The organism is Microbacterium sp. NPDC058342 (genome assembly GCF_042723935.1).
Classification (GTDB): Bacteria; Actinomycetota; Actinomycetes; order Actinomycetales; family Microbacteriaceae; genus Microbacterium.
The window spans coordinates 811,584-831,623 of sequence record NZ_JBHXID010000001.1 but is presented as its reverse complement, the minus strand read 5'-3'; the positions used below and the strand labels follow the sequence as shown (position 1 = coordinate 831,623).

The 20,040-nt window shown below is 70.9% G+C and carries 15 protein-coding genes; 7 read left to right on the top strand and 8 right to left on the bottom strand.

Annotated features, from left to right (window positions below; genetic code table 11):
* Nucleotides 1–17: 17 nt before the first annotated feature.
* Nucleotides 18–1,148: a hemin ABC transporter substrate-binding protein gene (locus ACFWHT_RS03700; RefSeq protein WP_378825580.1), complete on the bottom strand. Its 1,131-nt coding sequence runs from the start codon at nucleotides 1,146–1,148 to the stop codon at nucleotides 18–20.
* Between the two features lie 53 nt (nucleotides 1,149–1,201).
* Between ACFWHT_RS03700 and ACFWHT_RS03695 the strand changes: the two genes are divergently transcribed.
* Together ACFWHT_RS03695 and ACFWHT_RS03690 are read left to right on the top strand one after the other, a co-directional pair.
* Nucleotides 1,202–2,299 carry a FecCD family ABC transporter permease gene (locus tag ACFWHT_RS03695; RefSeq protein WP_378825578.1) on the top strand — a complete coding sequence of 366 codons (1,098 nt, stop codon included), beginning with the start codon at nucleotides 1,202–1,204 and terminating at the stop codon, nucleotides 2,297–2,299.
* Complete coding sequence (locus ACFWHT_RS03690) at nucleotides 2,296–3,084, top strand: heme ABC transporter ATP-binding protein (RefSeq protein ID WP_378825576.1); 789 nt, start codon at nucleotides 2,296–2,298, stop codon at nucleotides 3,082–3,084. Before ACFWHT_RS03695 ends, ACFWHT_RS03690 begins: the two co-directional genes overlap by 4 nt.
* A gap of 13 nt (nucleotides 3,085–3,097) precedes the next feature.
* Here ACFWHT_RS03690 and ACFWHT_RS03685 read toward each other — a convergent pair whose 3' ends face one another.
* The 5 genes from ACFWHT_RS03685 to ACFWHT_RS03665 form a co-directional block, all read right to left on the bottom strand.
* Nucleotides 3,098–3,904, bottom strand: coding sequence for an HtaA domain-containing protein (locus ACFWHT_RS03685; protein ID WP_378825575.1), 807 nt, complete (start codon nucleotides 3,902–3,904; stop codon nucleotides 3,098–3,100).
* Nucleotides 3,905–3,977: 73 nt separating this feature from the next.
* A complete protein-coding gene (locus ACFWHT_RS03680; protein WP_378825573.1) occupies nucleotides 3,978–6,437 on the bottom strand; it encodes an HtaA domain-containing protein in 2,460 nt (819 codons plus the stop codon).
* Nucleotides 6,438–6,539: 102 nt separating this feature from the next.
* Nucleotides 6,540–7,583, bottom strand: a complete 1,044-nt coding sequence (locus ACFWHT_RS03675) for a biliverdin-producing heme oxygenase (RefSeq protein ID WP_378825571.1) — start codon at nucleotides 7,581–7,583, stop codon at nucleotides 6,540–6,542.
* A 78-nt stretch (nucleotides 7,584–7,661) separates the two neighbouring features.
* A complete protein-coding gene (locus ACFWHT_RS03670; protein ID WP_378825569.1) occupies nucleotides 7,662–8,792 on the bottom strand; it encodes an SseB family protein in 1,131 nt (376 codons plus the stop codon).
* Between the two features lie 41 nt (nucleotides 8,793–8,833).
* A complete protein-coding gene (locus ACFWHT_RS03665) occupies nucleotides 8,834–11,317 on the bottom strand; it encodes an ATP-dependent helicase (protein WP_378825568.1) in 2,484 nt (827 codons plus the stop codon).
* A gap of 67 nt (nucleotides 11,318–11,384) precedes the next feature.
* Here ACFWHT_RS03665 and ACFWHT_RS03660 point away from each other — a divergent pair, with 67 nt between their 5' ends.
* A complete protein-coding gene (locus ACFWHT_RS03660) occupies nucleotides 11,385–11,759 on the top strand; it encodes a YccF domain-containing protein (RefSeq protein WP_378825566.1) in 375 nt (124 codons plus the stop codon).
* 49 nt (nucleotides 11,760–11,808) lie between these two features.
* Here the strand turns inward: ACFWHT_RS03660 and ACFWHT_RS03655 are convergent, their stop codons facing one another.
* Nucleotides 11,809–14,634: a lamin tail domain-containing protein gene (locus ACFWHT_RS03655; protein ID WP_378825564.1), complete on the bottom strand. Its 2,826-nt coding sequence runs from the start codon at nucleotides 14,632–14,634 to the stop codon at nucleotides 11,809–11,811.
* Nucleotides 14,635–14,744: 110 nt separating this feature from the next.
* Entirely contained in the window at nucleotides 14,745–15,728 is a 984-nt protein-coding gene (locus ACFWHT_RS03650) for a glycerophosphodiester phosphodiesterase family protein (protein WP_378825562.1), read from the bottom strand.
* 87 nt (nucleotides 15,729–15,815) lie between these two features.
* Between ACFWHT_RS03650 and ACFWHT_RS03645 the strand changes: the two genes are divergently transcribed.
* From ACFWHT_RS03645 to ACFWHT_RS03630, 4 genes are all read left to right on the top strand, one after another.
* Nucleotides 15,816–16,745, top strand: a complete 930-nt coding sequence (locus ACFWHT_RS03645) for a Bax inhibitor-1/YccA family protein (RefSeq protein WP_378825560.1) — start codon at nucleotides 15,816–15,818, stop codon at nucleotides 16,743–16,745.
* 177 nt (nucleotides 16,746–16,922) lie between these two features.
* Nucleotides 16,923–17,192, top strand: a complete 270-nt coding sequence (locus ACFWHT_RS03640; RefSeq protein ID WP_378825558.1) for a GlsB/YeaQ/YmgE family stress response membrane protein — start codon at nucleotides 16,923–16,925, stop codon at nucleotides 17,190–17,192.
* Between the two features lie 216 nt (nucleotides 17,193–17,408).
* Nucleotides 17,409–19,334 (top strand): TPM domain-containing protein, encoded by a 1,926-nt coding sequence (locus tag ACFWHT_RS03635; RefSeq protein ID WP_378825556.1) that lies wholly within the window; start codon nucleotides 17,409–17,411, stop codon nucleotides 19,332–19,334.
* Between the two features lie 28 nt (nucleotides 19,335–19,362).
* The gene (locus tag ACFWHT_RS03630) at nucleotides 19,363–20,031 is read left to right on the top strand and encodes a DNA alkylation repair protein (RefSeq protein WP_378825553.1); all 669 of its coding nucleotides are present in this window, start codon (nucleotides 19,363–19,365) and stop codon (nucleotides 20,029–20,031) included.
* Nucleotides 20,032–20,040 lie beyond the last annotated feature (9 nt).

Sequence of the window (20,040 nt, the reverse complement as noted above, 5' to 3'; positions counted from 1 at the left end):
CGCAGAAGAGCGTTGCGTCAGAACCGCGAGGCCGGCAGCGAGTCGGGCGCGTAGAGCGCACGCGCGAGACCGTCCATGATGTCCGGGATGCGCGTGCCGCCGGCGAAGATCTCCGTGTCGGCGGCGTCGATGATCCGGCGCTGCTCACCCGCCCTGGTGAGCGCGATGCTCGGCTGCGCCTCGAGCAGGCCGTCGATGCCGCCCGCGCTCTCGAGCCCCTTGGTCATCACCAGGATCACGTCGGGATCGATGCGCATGAGCGCCTCCGGCGTCATCGGCCGTTCCCCCACCCAGCCGATCTCGGTGGCGACGTCGATCGCCCCGACGGAACTGATCAGGGAGTCGGCGCCGCTGCCCTCGCCGAACAGGTAGTAGATGCCCGCCGTGCCGCGCACGTAGAGGAACGCGACGCGCGGGCGCTTGGCCTCGTCGGCCGGGATCAGGCGCGAGATCTCGGCGCTCTTGCGATCGATCGCGGCATCCAGCGCCTGGATCAGCTCATCGGCGGAGCCCCCGACGCCGAGCGCGGTGGCGATCTGCCGGATCGCCACCGCGGTGGATTCCACGTCGACGGCGCGGGGCACCGTGACGACGGGCACTCCGGCGTCGCCGAGCTGGAGGACCACGTCGGTGGGGCCGATGGATCCGTCCGTCAGGATGAGCGTGGGCTCCAGGCCCAGCACGGCCTCCGCGTCGATCGTGTGCCCCTTCTTGGTGACGACGGGAAGATCGCCGGCGTCGGGGAGATCGGTGGCGACGTCTCGCCCGACGAGCCGGTCGCCGAAGCCGAGGGCGTCGACCAGCTCGGCCGTGGTGCCGCTCAGTGACAGGGCGATGATCCGAGACGTGTCGGTGACCTCGACGTCGCGGGCGCCGTGCCCGTCGTCGGAGGTGACCGTGACGGGCAGTTCCGGCGCCGCCGCCTCGAGCGGCATCAGGCTCGGTCCGCCGATGAGGATGCTGGAGGGCCCCGACACGGCGCGGGGATCCGCGACGGGCGTGAGCTCGGAGAGCGGGGGCAGCTCGACGGCCGCCTTCGTGGCGGATGCCGTCGGCGACTCCTGCGCGTTCGCGCCCTGGCAGGCGACGAGGGACAAGGCGAGAAGGGTGCCGCCGACGACGGTGAGGAGGGAACGGATGCCGCGCATGCGCGCCTTTCGAGCGGAGAAGGACTTAAGTAAGCCTAGCCTAAGATGGTGAGGTGTCCTCTGCTCTGCCCACCGTCCCCCCGCGCGCCTCGCGCGCGCCGCACGCCCCGGCACGCGGCCGCCGACGGCCCGCGATCCTGACCCTCGCACTCGGTGTCGCGCTGATCGTGGCGCTGATCGTCACGACCGGCGTCGGACAGCTGAACGTGCCTCCCCTGCAGGTGCTGGGAACGCTCCTCGAGCCGTTCGGCATCCGTGGGCTACCCACGCCGGAGCTGGACACCGTGCAGCGCGGCCTGTGGACGATCCGGTTCCCGCGCGCCGCCATGGCGGCGATCGTCGGTGCGTCCCTGGCTGTCGCCGGCCTGCTCATGCAGGCGGTCTTCGGCAACCCGCTCGCCGAACCAGGTGTGGTCGGCGTCTCCTCCGGAGCGGCCGTGGGCGCGGGCACCTGCATCGTCTTCGGCATCAACGCCTTCGGCGAGTGGACCGTTCCGGCGTTCGCCTTCGCGGCAGGGCTCCTCGTCAGCCTCGCCGTCTACGCGCTGAGCAGAGCGGAGGGCCGCACGGAAGTCGTCACCCTGGTGCTCACCGGGATCGCCGTCAACGCCGTCGCCGGTGCCGCGATCGCCCTGCTCACCTTTCTCGGCGACACGCAGTCGCGCGAGCAGATCGTCTTCTGGCAGCTGGGGAGCCTCGCCGGAAGCCGCTGGTCGCAGGCGCTGATCTGCGCCGTGCTGCTCGCCGGCGGCATGTTCGCCGCCTGGGCCGTCTCGCACCGGCTCGACCTGCTCGCACTCGGCGAGCGCAGCGCACGCCATCTCGGCGTGCACGTCGAGCGGCTCCGGCTGTTCACGATCGTCGTGGTCGCGCTGCTGGTGGGAGCCGCTGTCGCGTTCGCGGGAATCATCGCCTTCGTCGGTCTGGTCATCCCGCATCTGATGCGGATGATCCTCGGTCCCGCGCACCTGCCGCTAGTCACCGCGAGCGCGCTCGGGGGCGCACTGCTTCTCACGCTCGCCGACCTTGGCGCACGCACACTCGTGCCGATGGCGGACATGCCCCTGGGCATCCTCACCTCGCTGGTGGGCGGGCCGTTCTTCTTCTGGATGCTGCGACGCACCCGGCGCACGTCGGGAGGCTGGGCATGAGCGTTCCAGACGCCGGCGCCGCGGTCTGCACCCTGCACGATGTCACCGTGCGACGCGCGGGGCGCGCGCTGCTGGACGGCGTGGACCTCGAGCTGCACGCCGGGGAGGTGCTCGCCGTGCTGGGCCCGAACGGCGCGGGCAAGTCGACGCTGCTCGGTGTCCTCGCCGGCGACATCGCCGCCGACGCCGGAGAGGTGCGGTTCGCCGGCAGGCCGCTCGCCGACTGGCGCCTCGGCGAGCTGTCGCGGCGGCGCGGCGTGCTACTGCAGGACAACCGCACAGCCTTCCCCTTCACCGTGCAGGAGGTCGTGGAGATGGGCCGGGCGCCCTGGCGCCGCACCGACCGCGCCGTCGAGGACGCGGAGGCGGTCGCATGGGCACTCGACGTCGCCGATGTGGCGCACCTGGCCGAGCGGCGCGTCCCGTCGCTCTCCGGCGGAGAACGCGCGCGCACGGCCTTCGCCCGCGTGATCGCCGGGCGCACCGGTGCCATCCTGCTCGACGAGCCGACGGCAGCGCTGGACATCGGGCACCAGGAGGCGCTGCTCTCCCGCGCCCGCGAGCTGGCGCTCCAAGGGGTCGCCGTGCTGGTGGTGCTGCACGACCTGAATCTCGCGGCGGCCTATGCGGATCGCGTCGCGCTGCTTCAGCACGGCCGCCTCGCCGCGGTCGGCACCGCCGACGAGGTGCTCACCGCAGAGCTCGTCTCGGACGTCTACCGCACCCGGGTCGAGGTGATCCCCCACCCGGTGACCGGGCAGGGGATCATCGTTCCCGTGCGCTGAACGCCGACGCGGCTCACCCCCGCCGTCGCCTGCGTGCGAGCAGGAACCCTCCGGTCGCCGCGGCGAGCGCGACGACGACGCCGGCGCCGATCGTGATCGGCACCCACACCGGCGGCTCGGTGGCCGCCGGAGTCTCGGCGGACGCGCCGCCGGTCGCTTCGGACGCCGATGGCTCGACCGGCGCCTGCTCCGCGCTCTCGCACGCCAGCTGCACATCCATGGTGACCGGGTCGAGAGCCTCCCCCGCTTCGTAGAAGCCGCCGAAGGCAGGCGCACCGGCATCCGTCAGCACGACAGGCGCGGCCTCGACCACGGCGGTCCCCGCCGTCGTGTCCACGGCGATGGGAGCTTGCAGCTCGCCGACCTCGGCCTGCTTCTCGTCGACCGAGGGCGCGCCCGAGGTGTCGGTGCTGCGCACGTCGAGGTGCAGCAGCGCCGTGCCGTCGGGCGCGATCTCGATCTGCGGAGCGGCCAGCGTCATGTCCAGCACGCCGCCGTGGCCGGTGAAGTGGATCGCGCCGGGGAAGGAGATGGTGCCTGCCCCGGTTGCGGGGTCGAGCTCGCCCGACGCACCGGTGAAGGTGAACGACGGCGTCGCGTAGGCGGCCCCGTCAGTCGCCTCCCAGGACCCCTTCGCGATGCTGCCCGAGATGTAGGAGCGGAAGCTCTCCTTCACACCCCAGGTGAGACTTCCGGATTCCACGGCGCACCCCTGCGTCACCGTCGCGGTGGCGGCGGGAGCGGTCACGACGCCGAGGGGCAGCGTCAGGGCGACCGCGCTCAGCAGCAGCAGAGCGGAGGACGGATGGCGGTTCTTCACGGTTGTCCTTCCTGTCCGGGCACCGGGGTCCCTCCGCGTCGGGGTGGGACCCCGGCATCCGATTCGGCTGCGGTCAGGCTGCGCGGCGCCGGCGCACGACGGTCAGAGCGGTGCCCGCGAGAAGCAGGAGCACGCTCGCCGCGATGCCGAAGACCGGCGAATCCGATCCGGTGGTGGCCAGTGACGCGGCACTGCCCCCGGCCGGGTCCGTCACCGAGTCACAGGCGGTCGTTCCGCCCAGCGTGACGCGGAACGAGACCGAGTCGAGCGCGGTGCCCGCGTCGTAGAACCCGGCGAACGCCTCGGCACCCGCCGCGGTCAGGCGCGCAGAGGCGCCCGAGACCGCGAGCGTCGAGCCGGAGCTCTTGCCGCTGAACGCGAGCGTCGCGAAGCGCACGGTGCCATCGGTGGTCTTCTTGCCCGTGGTGTCGGTCGAGGCGACGTGTGCGTAGAGGGTGCCCGTGCCGTCTCCGTTGAGCACGATGCGCGGGTTGCTGAGCCGGAAGTTCAGCAGTCCGCCGTGCCCGGTGGCGGTGATGGAGCCCGAGAACGAGATCTGCCCGCGGTCGCCCGCGTCGACGTTGAGCGCACCGCTGCGGACGGTGAACGATCCGCCGGTGAAGTCGCCCTTGGCGATCGGCCCTTCCACATACGTGCGGAAGCTCTCCTTCAGACCCCAGGTCATCGAGCCGCTGCTGACACCGCGCGCGACGCAGACGGGCTCGGCCGGTGCGGCCGGGGCCGCCGGCTTCGGCGTGGGCAGCGTGGCGGCCGCCGTGATGGTGAGCGGTGCGACGAGGAAGGCGTTCTGCTCGCTCTGGCCTGCCGAGTCCACACGGAAGGCGCGCACCTGGTGCGCCCCCGCCGAGAAGCCTGCCGGAACGGTCCAGTCGACACGCGCGACGCCCTGAGCGTCGGCGGTCGCCGCGCCCGCGTCGACCGGGTCGGAGTGCACCTCGAAGCGCACCTTCTGACCCGCTTCGAGGCCGGTCACGACGAACGACACCGTGTCGCCGGGGCGAACCGTCGAGCCGGATCCGGTGCGCACCTCGAGGGCGGGGTCCTCGACCGGCTGAGTCGGACGTGCTCCGCGGTAGTCGATGCGGCTGGCCGTCTCCTGCTCAGCGTTCTTCATGCCGCCCGCGGCGTAGGTGTAGATGCCGAAGGCGCCTCCCTCGACCTCCGACTTGGGCGCGGCGACGGTGAGCGTCGCGGTGAAGGTGCCGTCCTCGTGCAGCTCGGTCCACTGATCGCGGACCGTCTCGCGGAACGGAGCGGGGATCTGCTCGAGGGTCTCGGCGGTCAGGGCCCACAGCTGCGCGCCGACCTGACGGGCGCTGCTGGGTGCGCCCGCGGAGGGGCGCCAGTCCGCGCCGAAGCTTCCGAAGACCACGTAGTCGCCCTGCGGGAGGTTCGCGGGGATCGGAATCCCTCGTCCCCCGACGTTGGCCTCGGGGTCGAAGCCCGACCCCTTGACCACGAGGGTGTCGCCGTCGTAGACGGGCGTTCCGGCCGCCGGGGTGGTGCCGTCGGCGAGGAACACCTCGACGGCCGGCTTCCACTCGGTGCCGGGCTCGGGCTCGGTGGTGCCGCCGGATACGGTGACCGTCACCGCTGTCGAGGTCGAGGCCAGGTGGGCGGCGGCATCCTGCGGCGCGAACGAGGCGGTCAGCGCGTGCGAGCCGGATGCCAGTGCCGAGGTCTTCAGCGTTGCGACGCCACCCGAGACGGACTGGGTGCCGAGGGTGGTCGCGCCGTCGAGAAAGGTGACGGAACCGGCTGCGGAGCTCGGCTCGACCGTTGCGGTGAGCGTGACCTCATCGCCGGGCGCCGCCGTGAGCGGGTCGGCGGCGAGCGTGGTGCTGGTGGCCGCTGCCGGTGCCACGATGTTCGCGGTCAGAGTCAGCGGGTCGAGCACGGTGCCCGCGGAGTAGAAGCCTCCGAACGCCTTCGCGCCCGCTTCGGTGAGCGTCACCTGCGCGTTGCTCCAGGTGCTGGTCGCACCCGAGACGCTGGGGGTCGGGAGCGCGACCGTGGCGAAGTCGACGTCGTCGAGCGTGAAGACCTCGCCGGCCTCGGTCATGCTCGCGAACTCTCGCCCGCGCACGTCCAGCAGGAGCCGGGCGGAGCTGGGTGAGGTGAAGATCACCTGGGGCTGCGTGAACGCGAGATCGAGGGCGTACACGCCGTTCATGGCGTGGCCGGTGAAGTGCGCGCCGTCTCCCGCGGCGAACGAGATGGCGGCATCGCTGCCGTCGGTCTTCGCGGTGCCGGAGCCGTTGGACCAGCGGAAGGCGCCGGTGACGCCGCCGAGGTTCTGGATGCTGCCGTGCGCGATCGGGCTGTTCACGTAGCTGCGGAAGGAGCTCTTCACGCCCCAGTCGAGCGTGGCGCCGGCGACGGTGCCGTCGGCGGGGGCCGGAGCTGCGGTGGCTGCGGCCGGGGCCATGAGCCCGCCGACGGCGAGCAGGGCGGCCGTGGCGAAGGCGAGCAGCGCTCGCGGTGTTCGGGTCGTTCTCGGGATGGTGGACACGGCGGACGGCTCTCCTCTGCGTGCGGGTGGGTGACCCGCATGCCGCGGATCGAATTAAGGTTAGCCTTGCCTAATCAGTTTCCGCAAACCGTGATTCCCGCGTCAGACTGCGAGACGCGCGCGGTCGAGGTCGATGAACACCGCTGTGTTGTGTCGATAGGCGGCGCGCACCTCGTCCAGCATCCGCTGCCGCTCCGCTTCGGACAGCGTGTCGCCGTACTCGTCGAGCACCTCGCGGTAGCGGTTCTTGAAGGCGTCGAGATCGCCGAGTCCGGCGAAGTCGTAGAACGCAGCCCCCGCGTCGTCGAAGCCGAACTGGGTCGTCACACGGCGAGCGATCACCTGCCCACCGGACAGATCACCGAGGTAGCGCGTGTAGTGGTGCGCGACGATCCCCGCGAGCCAGCCTTCGTCCGCCACCTCGCGAATGCGCCGGGCGTACTCGGCGGTCGCCGGGACCGCCGCGATGCCCTCGCGCCAGCCGTCTCCCTGGAGATGCTGCAGGTCGCGCTCGAGCGCGGCCACCCGAAGAAGGGATGCCGGATGCAGCGCTGCGAGCACGGGGTGTTCGATCAGGCGCTGCGAGACCTCTTCGAGCGCCTGGTACATGACGTAATGCTGCACGACGAGGGCTGTGTAGTCGGCGACGCTCCCCCTGCCCCGCATGACGTCGGTCATGAACGTGGCGCCTTCACTGTCGCCGTGGTCGCCCCAGGTCGCCTCGCGCAGGCGGCGGGCGAACCCGGCGCCGCCCTCGCTCAGCGGGCTCCCCTCCCCGTGCGGGGAAGCACCGTGCGGGGAGGCACCGTGCGGGGACGCCCCGTGGGGCGCGGCGTCTGCCGCAGGCGCGTGCTCCTCGCGTGCACTCACTCCCAGGCGTCGGCAGGCCTCGCGGTAGATCATGACGATCTCACGCCGGAGCTGCGGACGCTCCGTCACCTCTCCCCCGGGCCACGGCACCGTCACCTCGTGCTCGCCCGCGGCGTCCGTCACCCGCCACACACCGCGATGGGCGTCCAGCCCGGACATCGTCGCGCCGGTCGCTGCGGGAAAGCCGAAGGCGCGCGCGATGAGCAGGTTGTCGTCGGCGTGGTCGCCGTTCATGTGTCCCGTTACGGCGGAGACGACCGACTCGTCGATCTGCATGCGAGGCTCCTCTGGCGATGCGTTTAGGTTAGCCTCACCTACTTTACGGGATGAGTCGGGTGCTCATCGACCGCGGGGTCAGTCGTCGCCGAGGTCGACCGCGAGCACGAGCACCGCACTGAGATCCTCGCGCTCGATGGCGATCGAGGGTCCGGCGATGTCCACGAGGACGCCGGCGATCTCATCGTGATCGCTGAGCACCTTCGCAAGCTGCTCCGGTTCGAAGGGCATGGGCTGGTCCTTGCGCCCCAGCGCGACGACCTCGAGCGGGTGGGAGAAGATCTGCAGGAACCGGCGACCGTCGGTGGTCCGCGCCTCGGCGATGCCCACCGGCTGGCCGCCGCTGCCGTCGTTGATCGCCACCCAGCTGCGCTTCTTGGCGAGCGCCTCGGCGACCCGCACGGGCGTCTGCTCGTCGCGCGGAGCGGCGAGCAGCGTCTTGACGGCCATCTCGGCATCCGCCTGGTCGAGCGCCTTCTGCAGCAGTTCGACCGGGAAGACCGCCCGGTGGGGCGCCGACGAGCTGTCGAGGATGATGCCGGTGAAGCCGCCCGTGATGACCTGCTGGTACACCGAGGTCGCGGGCTGGGCGATGGCGGAGGTCGCCGCGGCGTCTTCCGCTCCCTGCACCGAGGCCTGGAGCGCCGCGCCGGAGCTGTATGCGAGCATGAACGAGCGGTCGCCGTCGCGGATGACGCCGACGGACAGCGGCTTGCCCTCGCTGATCTGCTCCCGGGCGTCGCCGTGCACTCGCAGGTAGAGATGCCCCTGCAGCGACTGCCGCATGACCCCGAGCAGCTGATCGTTGCCGGCGCCCTCCTCGAGCTCCGCGAGCGCCACGCGCAGCAGCACGTTGTCGACCAGGCCGTCGACGGTGTGGGTCTGCTCGGGTGGCGCCGCGGGTGCCAGCGGAAGGCGCGGCACCGGCTGCGCGGCCGGCTCGGCCGGGAGGTCGGTCGATGCACCCGAGCGCGGTCGTGCCGCTACCGGGGCATCCGTCGCGGCGCCCTCCTCCTCGGAAGGCAGCGCCATCTCCGGACCCGCCTCGGCGCCCACACCGCGGAAGGCCTGCACGGAGATGCCGACGGCGGGCACGGACTCGGCCGGTGCCTCGGGGGTCCCGGCGTGCTCGACAGGGGTGTCGACGGATGCCTGGGGCTCGACGTCGGGCTGGTCGACGGACTTCTTGCGGCGGGAGAAGAGGGCCATATCTGCCAGCCTAACCTTCGCGGCGTCGGGCGGAACCCGGGCTACAGCTTGACGATGGGGGCGATCTTGATGAGCAGCTTCTTCTGCCCCGCCGAGTCGAAGCGCACATGCGCGATGCGTTTGGCGCCCTCGCCCGTCACGGCCTCCACACGGCCCTCGCCGAAGTCGTCGTGACGGATGCGATCGCCGGCGGCGAGCTCGAGATCGCCGTTGTCGCGCACCTTGCCCGTGACCTTGTTCGGGAAGCGGTCCATGGCGGTGGAGAGCGGCGTCAGCGACTCACGCTTGGGAAGGGCCTTCACCCCGAAGCGGTCACCTCCGAAGCGGTCGCCGCCGCCCCGGCGCGCGTTGAGCGCCCGTGACTGCATGCCGCCGCGCGAGTTGACGTCTCCGGGTGACTGGCGCCAGTCGATGAGGTCGCCGGGGATCTCCTGCAGGAAGCGGCTCGGCATCGCGACCGACACCTCGCCGAACTGGGCACGGGTCATCGCCAGTGAGAGGTGAAGGCGCTTGCGCGCTCGGGTGATGCCCACGTAGAACAGCCGACGCTCCTCTTGCGGGCCGCCCGGCTCACCCGCCGAGATGCGGTGCGGGATGAGGTCTTCCTCGACACCCGTGACGAACACGGCGTCGTACTCGAGCCCCTTCGCCGTGTGCATCGTCATCAGCGAGACCACGCCCGATTCGTCGTCGAGGTCGTCGGCGTCCGAGACGAGAGCGACCTCGGTGAGGAAGTCGACGATCGTGCCGTCCGGGTTGTTCCGTGCGAAGTCGCGGGCGACCGCGACGAACTCGTCGAGGTTCTCGAGCCGGGCCTCGTCCTGCGGGTCGCGGCTGGCCCGCAGCGATTCGAAGTAGCCGCTGCGGTTCAGCAGCAGGGTGAGCCCCTCGGCGACGGAAGTGGCCGGCGGCAGCTCTCCGGAGGCCGGCAGCAGGATCGCGGTGGCCTCGTCGAGAACGCTGTCGAGCTCACCGATGGCGGCCTGGATCTTCGGTCCGACGCCGAGTTCACGCGGGTGCCGCAGCGCATCCCGGAAGCTCATGCCGTGCTCGTCGGCGAACCGCCCGATCGAGGTCTCGGTGACGTCGCCGATGCCACGGCGCGGCTTGTTCAGAATGCGGCGCACCGCCATGTCGTCGGCCGGGTTGGCCACGGCGACCAGGTAGGCGAGCGCGTCCTTGATCTCGGCGCGCTCGTAGAACTTGGTTCCGCCCATGATCTTGTACGGCACCGCCGAGCGGATGAAGATCTCCTCCAGCGCGCGGGACTGCGAGTTCGTGCGATAGAACACCGCCATCTCGGAGTACGGGAACCCGGCGCGGCGCAGCTGCTCGATCTCGTCCGCGACGAACTGGGCCTCGTCGTGCTGCGAGTAGCCGGTGAACCCGACGATCCTCTCGCCTGCGCCCTTGTCGCTCCACAGGTTCTTCGCCTTACGGTCGAAGTTGTTTCCGATCACCGCGTTCGCGGCCGAGAGGATGTTCTGAGTGGAGCGGTAGTTCTGCTCGAGCAGCACGACCTTCGCCCCGGGGAAGTCGCGCTCGAACTCCGTGATGTTGCGGATGTCAGCGCCGCGGAACGCGTAGATGGACTGATCGGAGTCGCCGACGACGGTGAGCGAGGCGCCCGCCGTGTCGGCGGAGGATGCCACCGGGTCGGGCTCGAAGATCATCATGCCGTTCGAGGCATACGGTTCGGGCGCTTCGCCGGAGACGGGCCTGGTGAGCTCGTGGATGAGCGCGTACTGGGCGTGGTTGGTGTCCTGGTACTCGTCGACGAGGATGTGACGGAAGCGCCGCCGGTAGGTGTTCGCCACCTTCGGGAAGGCGCGGAACAGGAAGACCGTCTGCGCGATGAGATCGTCGAAGTCAAAGGCGTTGGCCTTCTGCAGCGCCCGCTGGTAGTCGCCGAAGATGTCGGCGAACTTGCGCTCGGCCGGGTCGCTCATGTTCGCCTGACGGGCATGCCCCTCGGCGTCGAGCAGCTCGTTCTTGAGCTTGGAGATGCGCGACTGCACCGCCCCGGGCGTCAGCCCGTAGGCGTCGGCCTCGTGCTCCTTGACGAGCCGCTTGAGAAGGGCCCGCGAGTCACCCGAGTCGTAGATGGTGAACGATCTCGTGAAGCCGAACTGCTCGGCCTCGCGGCGCAGGATGCGCACGCACGCGGAGTGGAAGGTGGAGATCCACATGCCGCGTGCGGTCTCGCCGACGAGCCCCGCGACGCGTTCGCGCATCTCGCCCGCGGCTTTGTTGGTGAAGGTGATCGCGAGGATCTGGCTGGGCCAGGCTTCGCGCCGGCGCAGGAGCAGGGCGATGCGGCGGGTGAGCACGCTGGTCTTGCCCGAGCCGGCGCCCGCGACGATCAGCAGTGCGCTGCCCCGGTGCGTGACGGCCTCGAGCTGCTGCGGGTTCAGCCCCGCAAGCAGCGCATCGGAGCCGTCGGAGGACGGCGCGCCGTCGGAGCGGGCGCCGCCCGGGGAGCGCGGGCCGGAGGATGCGGGGACGATGAGGGGAGCGTCGGTCATGGCCTTACGAGTCTAGGCGCGGCATCCGACACGGGCTTCTCGCGGGCCGTCGTGCGATGATCGGCGCATGCGCACGATCCTCAACATCATCTGGGTCATCCTGGCCGGCTGGGCCCTCTTCCTCGGCTATGTCGTGGCGGGAGTCATCCTGTGCATCCCGATCGTCACGATCCCGTGGGCGATCGCGTCGTTCCGGCTGGCGAACTACGCCCTGTGGCCGTTCGGACGCGAGGTGATCGACAGGCCGACGTCCGGACTCGGATCGCTGCTGGGCAACATCCTGTGGGTGGTGCTCGCCGGGTGGTGGCTGGCGATCGGCCACATCCTGTCCGGCATCGCCCTGTGCATCACCATCATCGGCATTCCGATGGGCATCGCCGACTTCAAGATGGTGTCGATCTCGCTCATGCCGCTCGGCAAGGAGATCGTGTCGAAGCGCTGATGCGGCGAGGAGGGCATCTCCGTTCGGAACGGATGCCCTCCCTCGGACCTCAGGCGACGCGGCGGCGACGCACCGCTGCCGCCCCCAGACCGGCGACCAGCAGGATGCCGGCGAGCGCGACGGCACCGACCGGGGCCGCGGACCCGGTCGTCGCGAGCTCGTCCGCGCCCGGACGCGTCCCCGGACGCCCCGGCACCGGCGATCCCTCGCCCGGCTGCTCCGTACCGGGGCCGCCACCACCGGGCTGCTCCGGCGCGGACGCCCCCGGGAGGGTGCCGGCGCGCAGCGCTTCGGAGGCGAAGCCGTCCGCGAACCACCACACGGGACGCTCGCCGTTCGCGGTGAGGGAAGCGGGTGCGGTCGCGAAGCCCTCGTTGTTGATGTCGGGCATGCCCGCGGGGCGCGCGAAGTGCCCGACGTGCGGGCTCGCCGTGCCGTTCAGCGTGATCTGCGCCGAACGGCCCTGGCATCCGTCGTCGCACATCGCCCAGAGCACACCGAGAACCGAGTCGTAGTCCAGGCCCATGACACCGGCGAGCCCGGGGGCGATCTCCGCCACCTGCGTCGCGGAGCCGTCGGAGCCGAGGGCGAAGGCGTAGACGTGGCCGTTGTCCTCCATCGCGACGAAGAACAGTCCGCCGCCGTGATCGGGATGCGCTGCCGGACGGTAGGGGGAGCCGGTCGTGTCGTCGAAGAGAGCGCCGGCGAGCTCTTCGTCGGCGACCCACTCAACGGCCTCGATGCCGAGGTTCGCGCCGACCTGCGGCAGCTTCTCGGTCAGGTCCCATTCCTGCTGGGCGATCAGATCGCCGGCGGCCGACTCCGGGTCGACCTGCAGGATGACGTTGCGATTCACGCCCTTGGCGCTGTTGTCGCGCTCGGCCGCCGCGTAGACGAGGCCGTCTCCATCGACCGTGATGCCCTCGGTGTCGGGACCGGCTGCACCGGGGTCGGCGGCGTCCTTCTGGAAGCGGATGCGCTTGCCGTTCTCCCATCCGGGGAGCTGCGCGAACGAGCCGTCGGCCGCGACCGAGAGCTTCCACAGCCGTCCCTCGCCGTTGTCGATGCCCCAGAGGACGGCGCCGTCGGCGGTCTCCTGCACGTCCAGACCCGAGCTGTCCTCGAGAAAGGCCGGGACGCCGTCGAGCGCGCGCACATCCTGAGAACCCGGCCACGGCGCCACCGCGATCTCACCCGCGCACACGTTCGCAGCACCCGGGGTCGGCTCGGCGGTCACCGCGAAGGGTCCCGTGACGTCGGGGCAGCGGCCCCACGTCGTCGACGCATGACCGTCGCCCCACGTGGCCTCGTCGATCATCAGGTCAGCGTCGTACAGGCGCACCCGGTCGCCACCGCCCAGCCCGAATCCGAGATCCTCCCGACTGATCACGAGATGTCCGCCGGCTGCGATCGAGGTGCCGTCGGGAATGCGGTGAGCGTGGGAGTCGTCATCGTCCTTCACGATCAGGCCGGACACGTCGAGCGACGACGAGGTCGGGTTGACCAGCTCGACCCAGTCGTCGGGCGACCCGCCGTCGGACTCGACCTCGTTGATGCGCGCCGGATTGCCGCAGGCGTTGCGCATCCCCTTGGTCGACACCGCCAGGTCGACGAAATCTCCCGTGCCCTCGGCGCAGCGGGCCCACACACCGTCGGCGTGCGCGCTGTAGACGTGCTCATCGACGGTGCTCCCGTCGGCGTCGCGCAGGGTCACGGTGTCGCCGCCGCCGAGTCCGAACACGAAGTCGCCCGGCTGGTCGAACACGAAGCGGGCGCCGGGTTCGAGAGTCGTGCCGGCCGGGAGCGGCGTCGTCTCCCCCGCGTGACCGACCGGGTCCGCGTCCATGATCGACCAGCCGGACATGTCGACGGGCGTCGCACCGGTGTTCACGATCTCGACCCAGTCCGTGGCGTCGCCGTTGGACTCGATCTCGTTGATCGCGACGTCGGGCTGCACGCAGGAGTTCGCGGCTCCCGGCGTGGCGTGAGCGAGCGCGAAGGCCCCCACCCCGTCCGGGCAGCGTGCCAGGGTGGCGGCGGCGAGATCGCCGTCGATCGCCGCATGTGCGCTCCACGGGAGCGTGTCGTCGATCATCGCGCCCGCCCGGTCGTAAAGGCGGATGCGGTCGGCGCTGCCGATGCCGATCGGATCGCGGAACGCTGCCCGGGCGCCCTCGACGAGCCCGATGCTCGACTCATCGACCACCAGGAACGCGCCGGGCTCGATGGCGGTGCCGGGCAGGAACTGCCACCGGTGGTCGTCGGAGTTGTCCCGGATCTCATAGCCCGAGATGTCGAGCGCCTCGGTGCCGGGGTTGTGGAGTTCCACCCAGTCGGAGGGCTGGGAGTCGACCTCGTTGATGCGGAGCGACCCGGCGACCGGTGCGATCGAGCAGTCGTTCGCGGCTCCCGGGGTGACGGTGGTGGCCGGCGCCCAGTCGCCGGTGCCGTCGGGGCATCGCGCCCACACCGCCAACGGCGCCGTGTTCTCGTAGGCGTGCTCATCGACGACGCGCCCGATCGGGTCGTACAGCACCACCTCGTCGCCCTTGCCAAGCCCGAAGTCGAAGTCGACGCCGTTCACGAGCACGAGGAACTCCCCCGGCTCCAGCACGGAACCGGCCGGAACGCTCCCGAAGCGGTCGCGCTTGTCGTCGGAGATCTTCCAGCCGTCCAGCGCGACGGCCTCGATGCCGGCGTTGTAGAGCTCCACCTGGTCGGTGAGGCCGGTGGGCGCGTCGTCGTAGACGATCTCGTTGAGCACGATCCCCGCCGGTGCAGGGGCGGCGGATGCGGCGAGGGGCGCAGCGATGAGGGCGGTGGCGCCGAGGGCACACACGGCCGTCGACGCCAGCCCGCGGTGCAGGCGGGACATGGGACTCCTAGCGGGGCAGGACGGGTTACCCCCAGACCATCGGCTCCGGCTTACGACCCGGCGACGCCGGGGTGACCGGGAGGTGAACAGTCCCGTGCGCGCAGATGCTCTCAGCCGAAGAAGGCGACGCCGAGGTCGGGATGATCGACGAAGACACCGTCCACGCCCGTCTCGGCGATCACGTGCCACTCCGACTCGTAGTCGCCGAACGACGCCTTCCCGCCGCCGGTGCGGAACCGCGGTGCGAGGAAGGCGTTCTCGGGCCGGCAGGTCCAGGTGAACACCCTCATCCCGCGGTCGTGGGCGTCCGCGACGATCGTGTTGTCCGGCACGAGCAGCATCCGCTTGTCCACGCTCACGCCGTCCACACGTCCGCGGAGCGCCTCGAGACCGGCGGGAGTGACGGCGTCCGCGTAATCGGGCGCCGCGCGCCCCTGCGCGGCGACCAGGTCGTACGGCTTGCCACTCGCCTCGATCAGATAGATGAAGGATGCCGCGATGCCGGCGGCGCGCAGCCGCCCGAGGACCGTGGACTCGAAGGCCTCGATCACCAGTGGCAGCGCGCCGTCGGCCCAGCCCGTCGCCCGCAGGTCGCGCTCGATCATCGGGACCAGGTCCAGGCCGATGCTCTCGAAGTAGGTGGCGTGCTTGATCTCGAGCACGAGGCCGATCTCACGGCCGTGCTCCGCGGAGGCGTCGCGGATCAGATCCAGCAGATCCGTCAGGCGCAGGATGGGCTGCGCGTCGTCGAAGGTCGCGCTGGAGCGGCGGATCCTCGGCAGGCGCTCACGCGTACGCAGGGTGGCGAGCTCGTCCCAGGTGAAGTCCTCGGTGAACCAGCCCGTGAGGCTCGCACCGTCGATCCTCTTCGTGGTCCGCCGATCGGCGAACTCGGGGTGATCGGCGACGTCGGTCGTGCCCGAGATCTCGTTCTCGTGCCGGATGACGAGCACGCCGTCCGCGGTGGCGACCACATCCGGCTCCACCGCGTCGACGCCCATCGCGAAGGCCAGTTCGTACGAGGACCGGCTGTGCTCGGGGCGGTATCCCGGGGCGCCGCGGTGGCCGATGACGAGCGGTGATCTCCTGGGCACGCTCACAGCGTAAAGCACCCCGCTCATAGGCTCGCGCCGGTATCGTTGAGGAAAGCGATGACCGATCCCTCGGGAGTAGAGGCCACCATGAGCAATTTCGCATTCAACAACCCGGCGTTCCAGCAGCAGGACCCGCGCAACGTCGCGACGTATCCCGGCGCCTCTCAGGGCGGCCAGGGAACCTACGCCCCACCGCCCGCACCGGGGGCCGCGCAGACCGCGTCGTTCCAGCACGGCGCGATGGATGCCGCCGCCAACGCACAGCTCGAGGGCATGTACACCGCCCCCGCCGCGGGCGCGCACGAGACCGACCGGATGACCGTCGAGGACACCGTCTGGAAGACCGCCGGCCTGTTCGGCATCCTTCTCGTCACCGCCGCGATCGGCTGGGTGTGGACCATGGCGAGCGCCGCCACCGGCCAGGCGAACCTCACCCCGTGGATCATCGGGGCGCTCGGCGGCTTCGTGCTCGCCATGGTCATCACCTTCACCTCGCGCAAGAAGGTGCGCCCCGCCCTGATCTTCGGCTACGCGGCCTTCGAGGGCCTGTTCATCGGTGGCATCTCGGCGTTCTTCGAGCTGCTCTGGCCGGGCGTGGTGCTGCAGGCCACGCTCGCCACCGTCGCCGTGGTCGGCGTCACGCTGGCGCTGTTCGCCAGCGGCAAGGTGCGTGCCAGCGCGAAGATGACCAAGATCTTCATGATCGCGATGATCGGCTACCTGGTCTTCTCCCTTCTCAACATCGTGCTGATGTGGACCGGTGTCAGCGACAACCCGTGGGGCCTGCGCGGCGAGATCGAGTTCTTCGGCATCCCGCTCGGTGTCATCATCGGCGTCCTCGTCGTCTTCATGGCGGCCTATTCGCTGGTGCTGGACTTCGACCAGATCCAGCAGGGCGTGCGCAACGGCGCTCCCCGAAAGTACGGCTGGCTCGGCGCCTTCGGCATCATGGTCACCGTGGTGTGGCTGTACGTCGAGATCCTGCGGATCCTTGCGATCCTGCGTGGCAACGACTGACCCGCACCTCTTCGACACGCGAAGGCCGCTCTCCTCGGAGGGCGGCCTTCACGCGTATACGGGGCCTTCATGCCACAACGGCCGCGTGCTGCGCAAGGGGCTTCGGCGAATCCCGACCACGCGGGATGCTGTGTGAGCGGCAACCGTCGCAGACCAGAACAGAACGGAGACTCCATCATGAGCTTCCTCGGATTCCTGCTCCTCGGATTGATCGCCGGTGCGATCGCCAAGCTGATCCTCCCCGGCAAGCAGGGCGGCGGCTGGTTCGTCACCCTCCTGCTCGGCGTCGTCGGAGCCATGCTCGGGGGATGGCTGGGCGGCATGCTCTTCAACGCGAACCTCGAGGAGTTCTGGAGCCTTCAGAGCTGGCTGCTGGCCATCGGAGGCTCGATCGTCGTGCTGCTGATCTACGGTCTCATCGTCGGACGCGGGGACCGCAAGGCCTGACCGCGCACCACGACGATGGCGGGCTCCCGGGATCTCCGGGAGCCCGCCGTCGTCGCGTTCGCCGTCTCTCGACCCTCGCGTTCAGAACGCCCGTTGAATCGGTGGCGCCGTCGCGCCTGCCATGATGGTTGCACGGCCGGCCGAGGTGCCGGCCGTGCGAGCGGGAGGGCGACGATGCGCAGAAGACGGGCGACGGCAGCGGTTCTGGGAGGGGCGTTGGCACTCGGGGTGCTGGTGGCCTCAGGCGGCGCGGCGGTCGCCGAGACCCCGTCCGCACTCGACGCCGGATTCGTGACCGACCACGCGGATGTGCTCAGCGAGTCGGCCGAGCACCGGCTGGAGCAGCGGCTGGGCGAACTGGCAGCGGCCGAAGACCTGCCGGAGCTCTACGTGATCCTCGTCCCCGACTTCGAGGACCCCACCAATGCCCTCGCCTGGGCGGATGACACGGCACAGCGCAGCAACCTCGGCTCCGACCAATATCTGCTCGCCATCGCCACCGAGGGACGCAGCCTGGCCATCTCGGCCGAGTACGGAGGCGAGGGCGTCGCCGCCGGCCCCCTGCCGGAAGCGCGGGTGCTCGAGATCGAGGACCGGCTCGGTTCCGAGTTCCTGCGCCACGGCGACTGGGCCGGCGGAATCGAGTACGTCGCCGACGAGTTCTCTGAGGTGCCCTGGCCCTGGTGGGTCTGGGTACTGGGCCTGGCCGCGCTGGCCCTGATCGTGTTCGGCGTCACCCGGCTCGTGCTCGCCCTGCGCCGGCGCGCCGCGGCCGCCGTCGAGCTGCGCACGCTCGAGGGACAGAAGCAGCGCGCCGCCCGCTCGCTCGTGCGCACCGACGAGGCGGTGCGCACGAGCGAGCAGGAGCTCGGCTTCGTCACGGCCGAGTTCGGAGAGGAGACGACCACCGAGTTCCGCACCGTGCTCGACGGATGCCGAGAGCGCCTCCAGGGCGGGTTCACGCTCCTGCAGAAGCTGCAGGACGCCACCGAGGACACGCTCCAGGAGACGCGGTCGTGGACCGACGAGATCATCCGCCTGTGCGGTCAGATCGATCGCGATCTGGAGGGCCGCCGCAGGCAGCTGGCGTCACTGCGCGCCCTGGCGGAGGGCGCCGACAAGACGCTCGCCCGGCTGCGGGCCGCGCGGGCCGAGGCGGCGGAGCTGCCGCAGCAGACGGCCGAGCGCATCGCCACCCTCACCGCCGAATACACGCCGGCCGAGCTCGTGGGCGTGTCGGACAACGCCGAGGAGGCGGGGCAGAGGCTGCGCGACGCCGACGCGCAGCTCGAGGTCCTCACGGCCGCCGTGCAGGGCCGCAAGCCCCGGGCCATCTCCGACGCCGTGCACGAGATCGAGCGGCTTCTCGCCGAGGCCGCCGACCTGCGCGACGCCGTGGACGCGCACGCCGATGCTCTGGCCCGTCGCTCAGCGGGCGGAGCCGGTGTCGTCGGCTCCGACGCCCTCGCACGAGCCGTCGCCGCCGTGCGAGCAGCGGAGACCTCGGTGAAGGCGCGACCTGGTCGGGTCAGCGCCCTGGCTCTGACCCGGCTCCACCTGGCCCAGCGCACGATCGCCGACGCGACGACCTCCTCCTCTCCGGAGGACGTCGAACGCCTCGCGGCGACCGCACTCGATCTTGCTCAGCAGGTGCATACGCTCATCGGCGCCACGACGACGACAGTGGTCGCCGCCACGCAGACCGCGCGCTCCACCGACAGCGGGCCGATCATGTTCGACAGCCCGTCGTCGGGCACGAGCGGCTCCGCGCTCACCTCCGGACGCCGCTACGCGAGCACCGCCGACCACGAGCCGTCGAATGCGGGGAAGACGGTCTGGGGTGCGGTCAGCGGTGGCGCCGTCGGCTTCTTCGGCGGATTGAGCATGGGCGATGAAGCCCCGGGAGCCATCGTCCTGTTCGTGATCATCGGGGTGGCGCTCGGTGCGCTCTCGGGCGCGTTCGGGAGCGGCGGGGGCGGCGGCGGTTCGTCATCCGGGTGGGGCGGCTCGTCGCGCTCCTCTTCGCGCTCCTCGTCCTGGCGCTCGTCCTCGCGCTCCTCACGCTCCAGCTCCTCGCGCTCCTCCGGCCGCTCGTCCGGCGGAAGCCGGTCGTCGGGTCGATCGGGCGGGCGCCGGTTCTGATGCGTGAGGCTGCGCCTACGCTGGTGCGATGACAGCATCCGACCGCCTTGCCGACCGCGTGCGCGCGGAACTGCGCGCGGCCGCCGATCCCGCACGGGCACCGGGCCAGCAGGCGTACACGAAGTCCGAGATCCCCCTTCTGGGGGTACGGGTTCCGTCGGTGCGTGAGCTCGTGCGCCGCACCTGCCACGACGAGACGGATGCCTCGGTGCTGCGGGACACGGCGCTGCTCCTGTGGCGATGCGCCGGCTTCCGCGAGGAGCGGTACGCGGCGCTGGCCGTGATGGCGCTGTCCCCGTTGCGCGGTGATGTGCGCACGCTGCCCGTGCACGAGGAGATGATCCGCACGGGTGCGTGGTGGGACCTGGTCGACGAGGCGGCACGACGCCTGCGGGAGCTGCTCGACACCGACCCCGGCATCGCGATCGAGATGCGGATCTGGGCCGACGACGACGATCTGTGGGTGCGCCGGGCGGCGATCATCTGCCAGATCGGCCGGCGCACGGCGACGGACCTCGGCCTTCTCGAGCACGCGATCCTGACGAATCTGGCGGACCGCGAGTTCTTCATCCGCAAGGCGATCGGCTGGGCGCTGCGTGAGCTGGGCAAGTCGAACCCCGAGTGGGTGCGGGCGTTCGCGGCGCAGCATCCGCTCTCCCCGCTCTCCCGGCGCGAGGCGCTGAAGCACCTCGGCTGACCGGCAGCG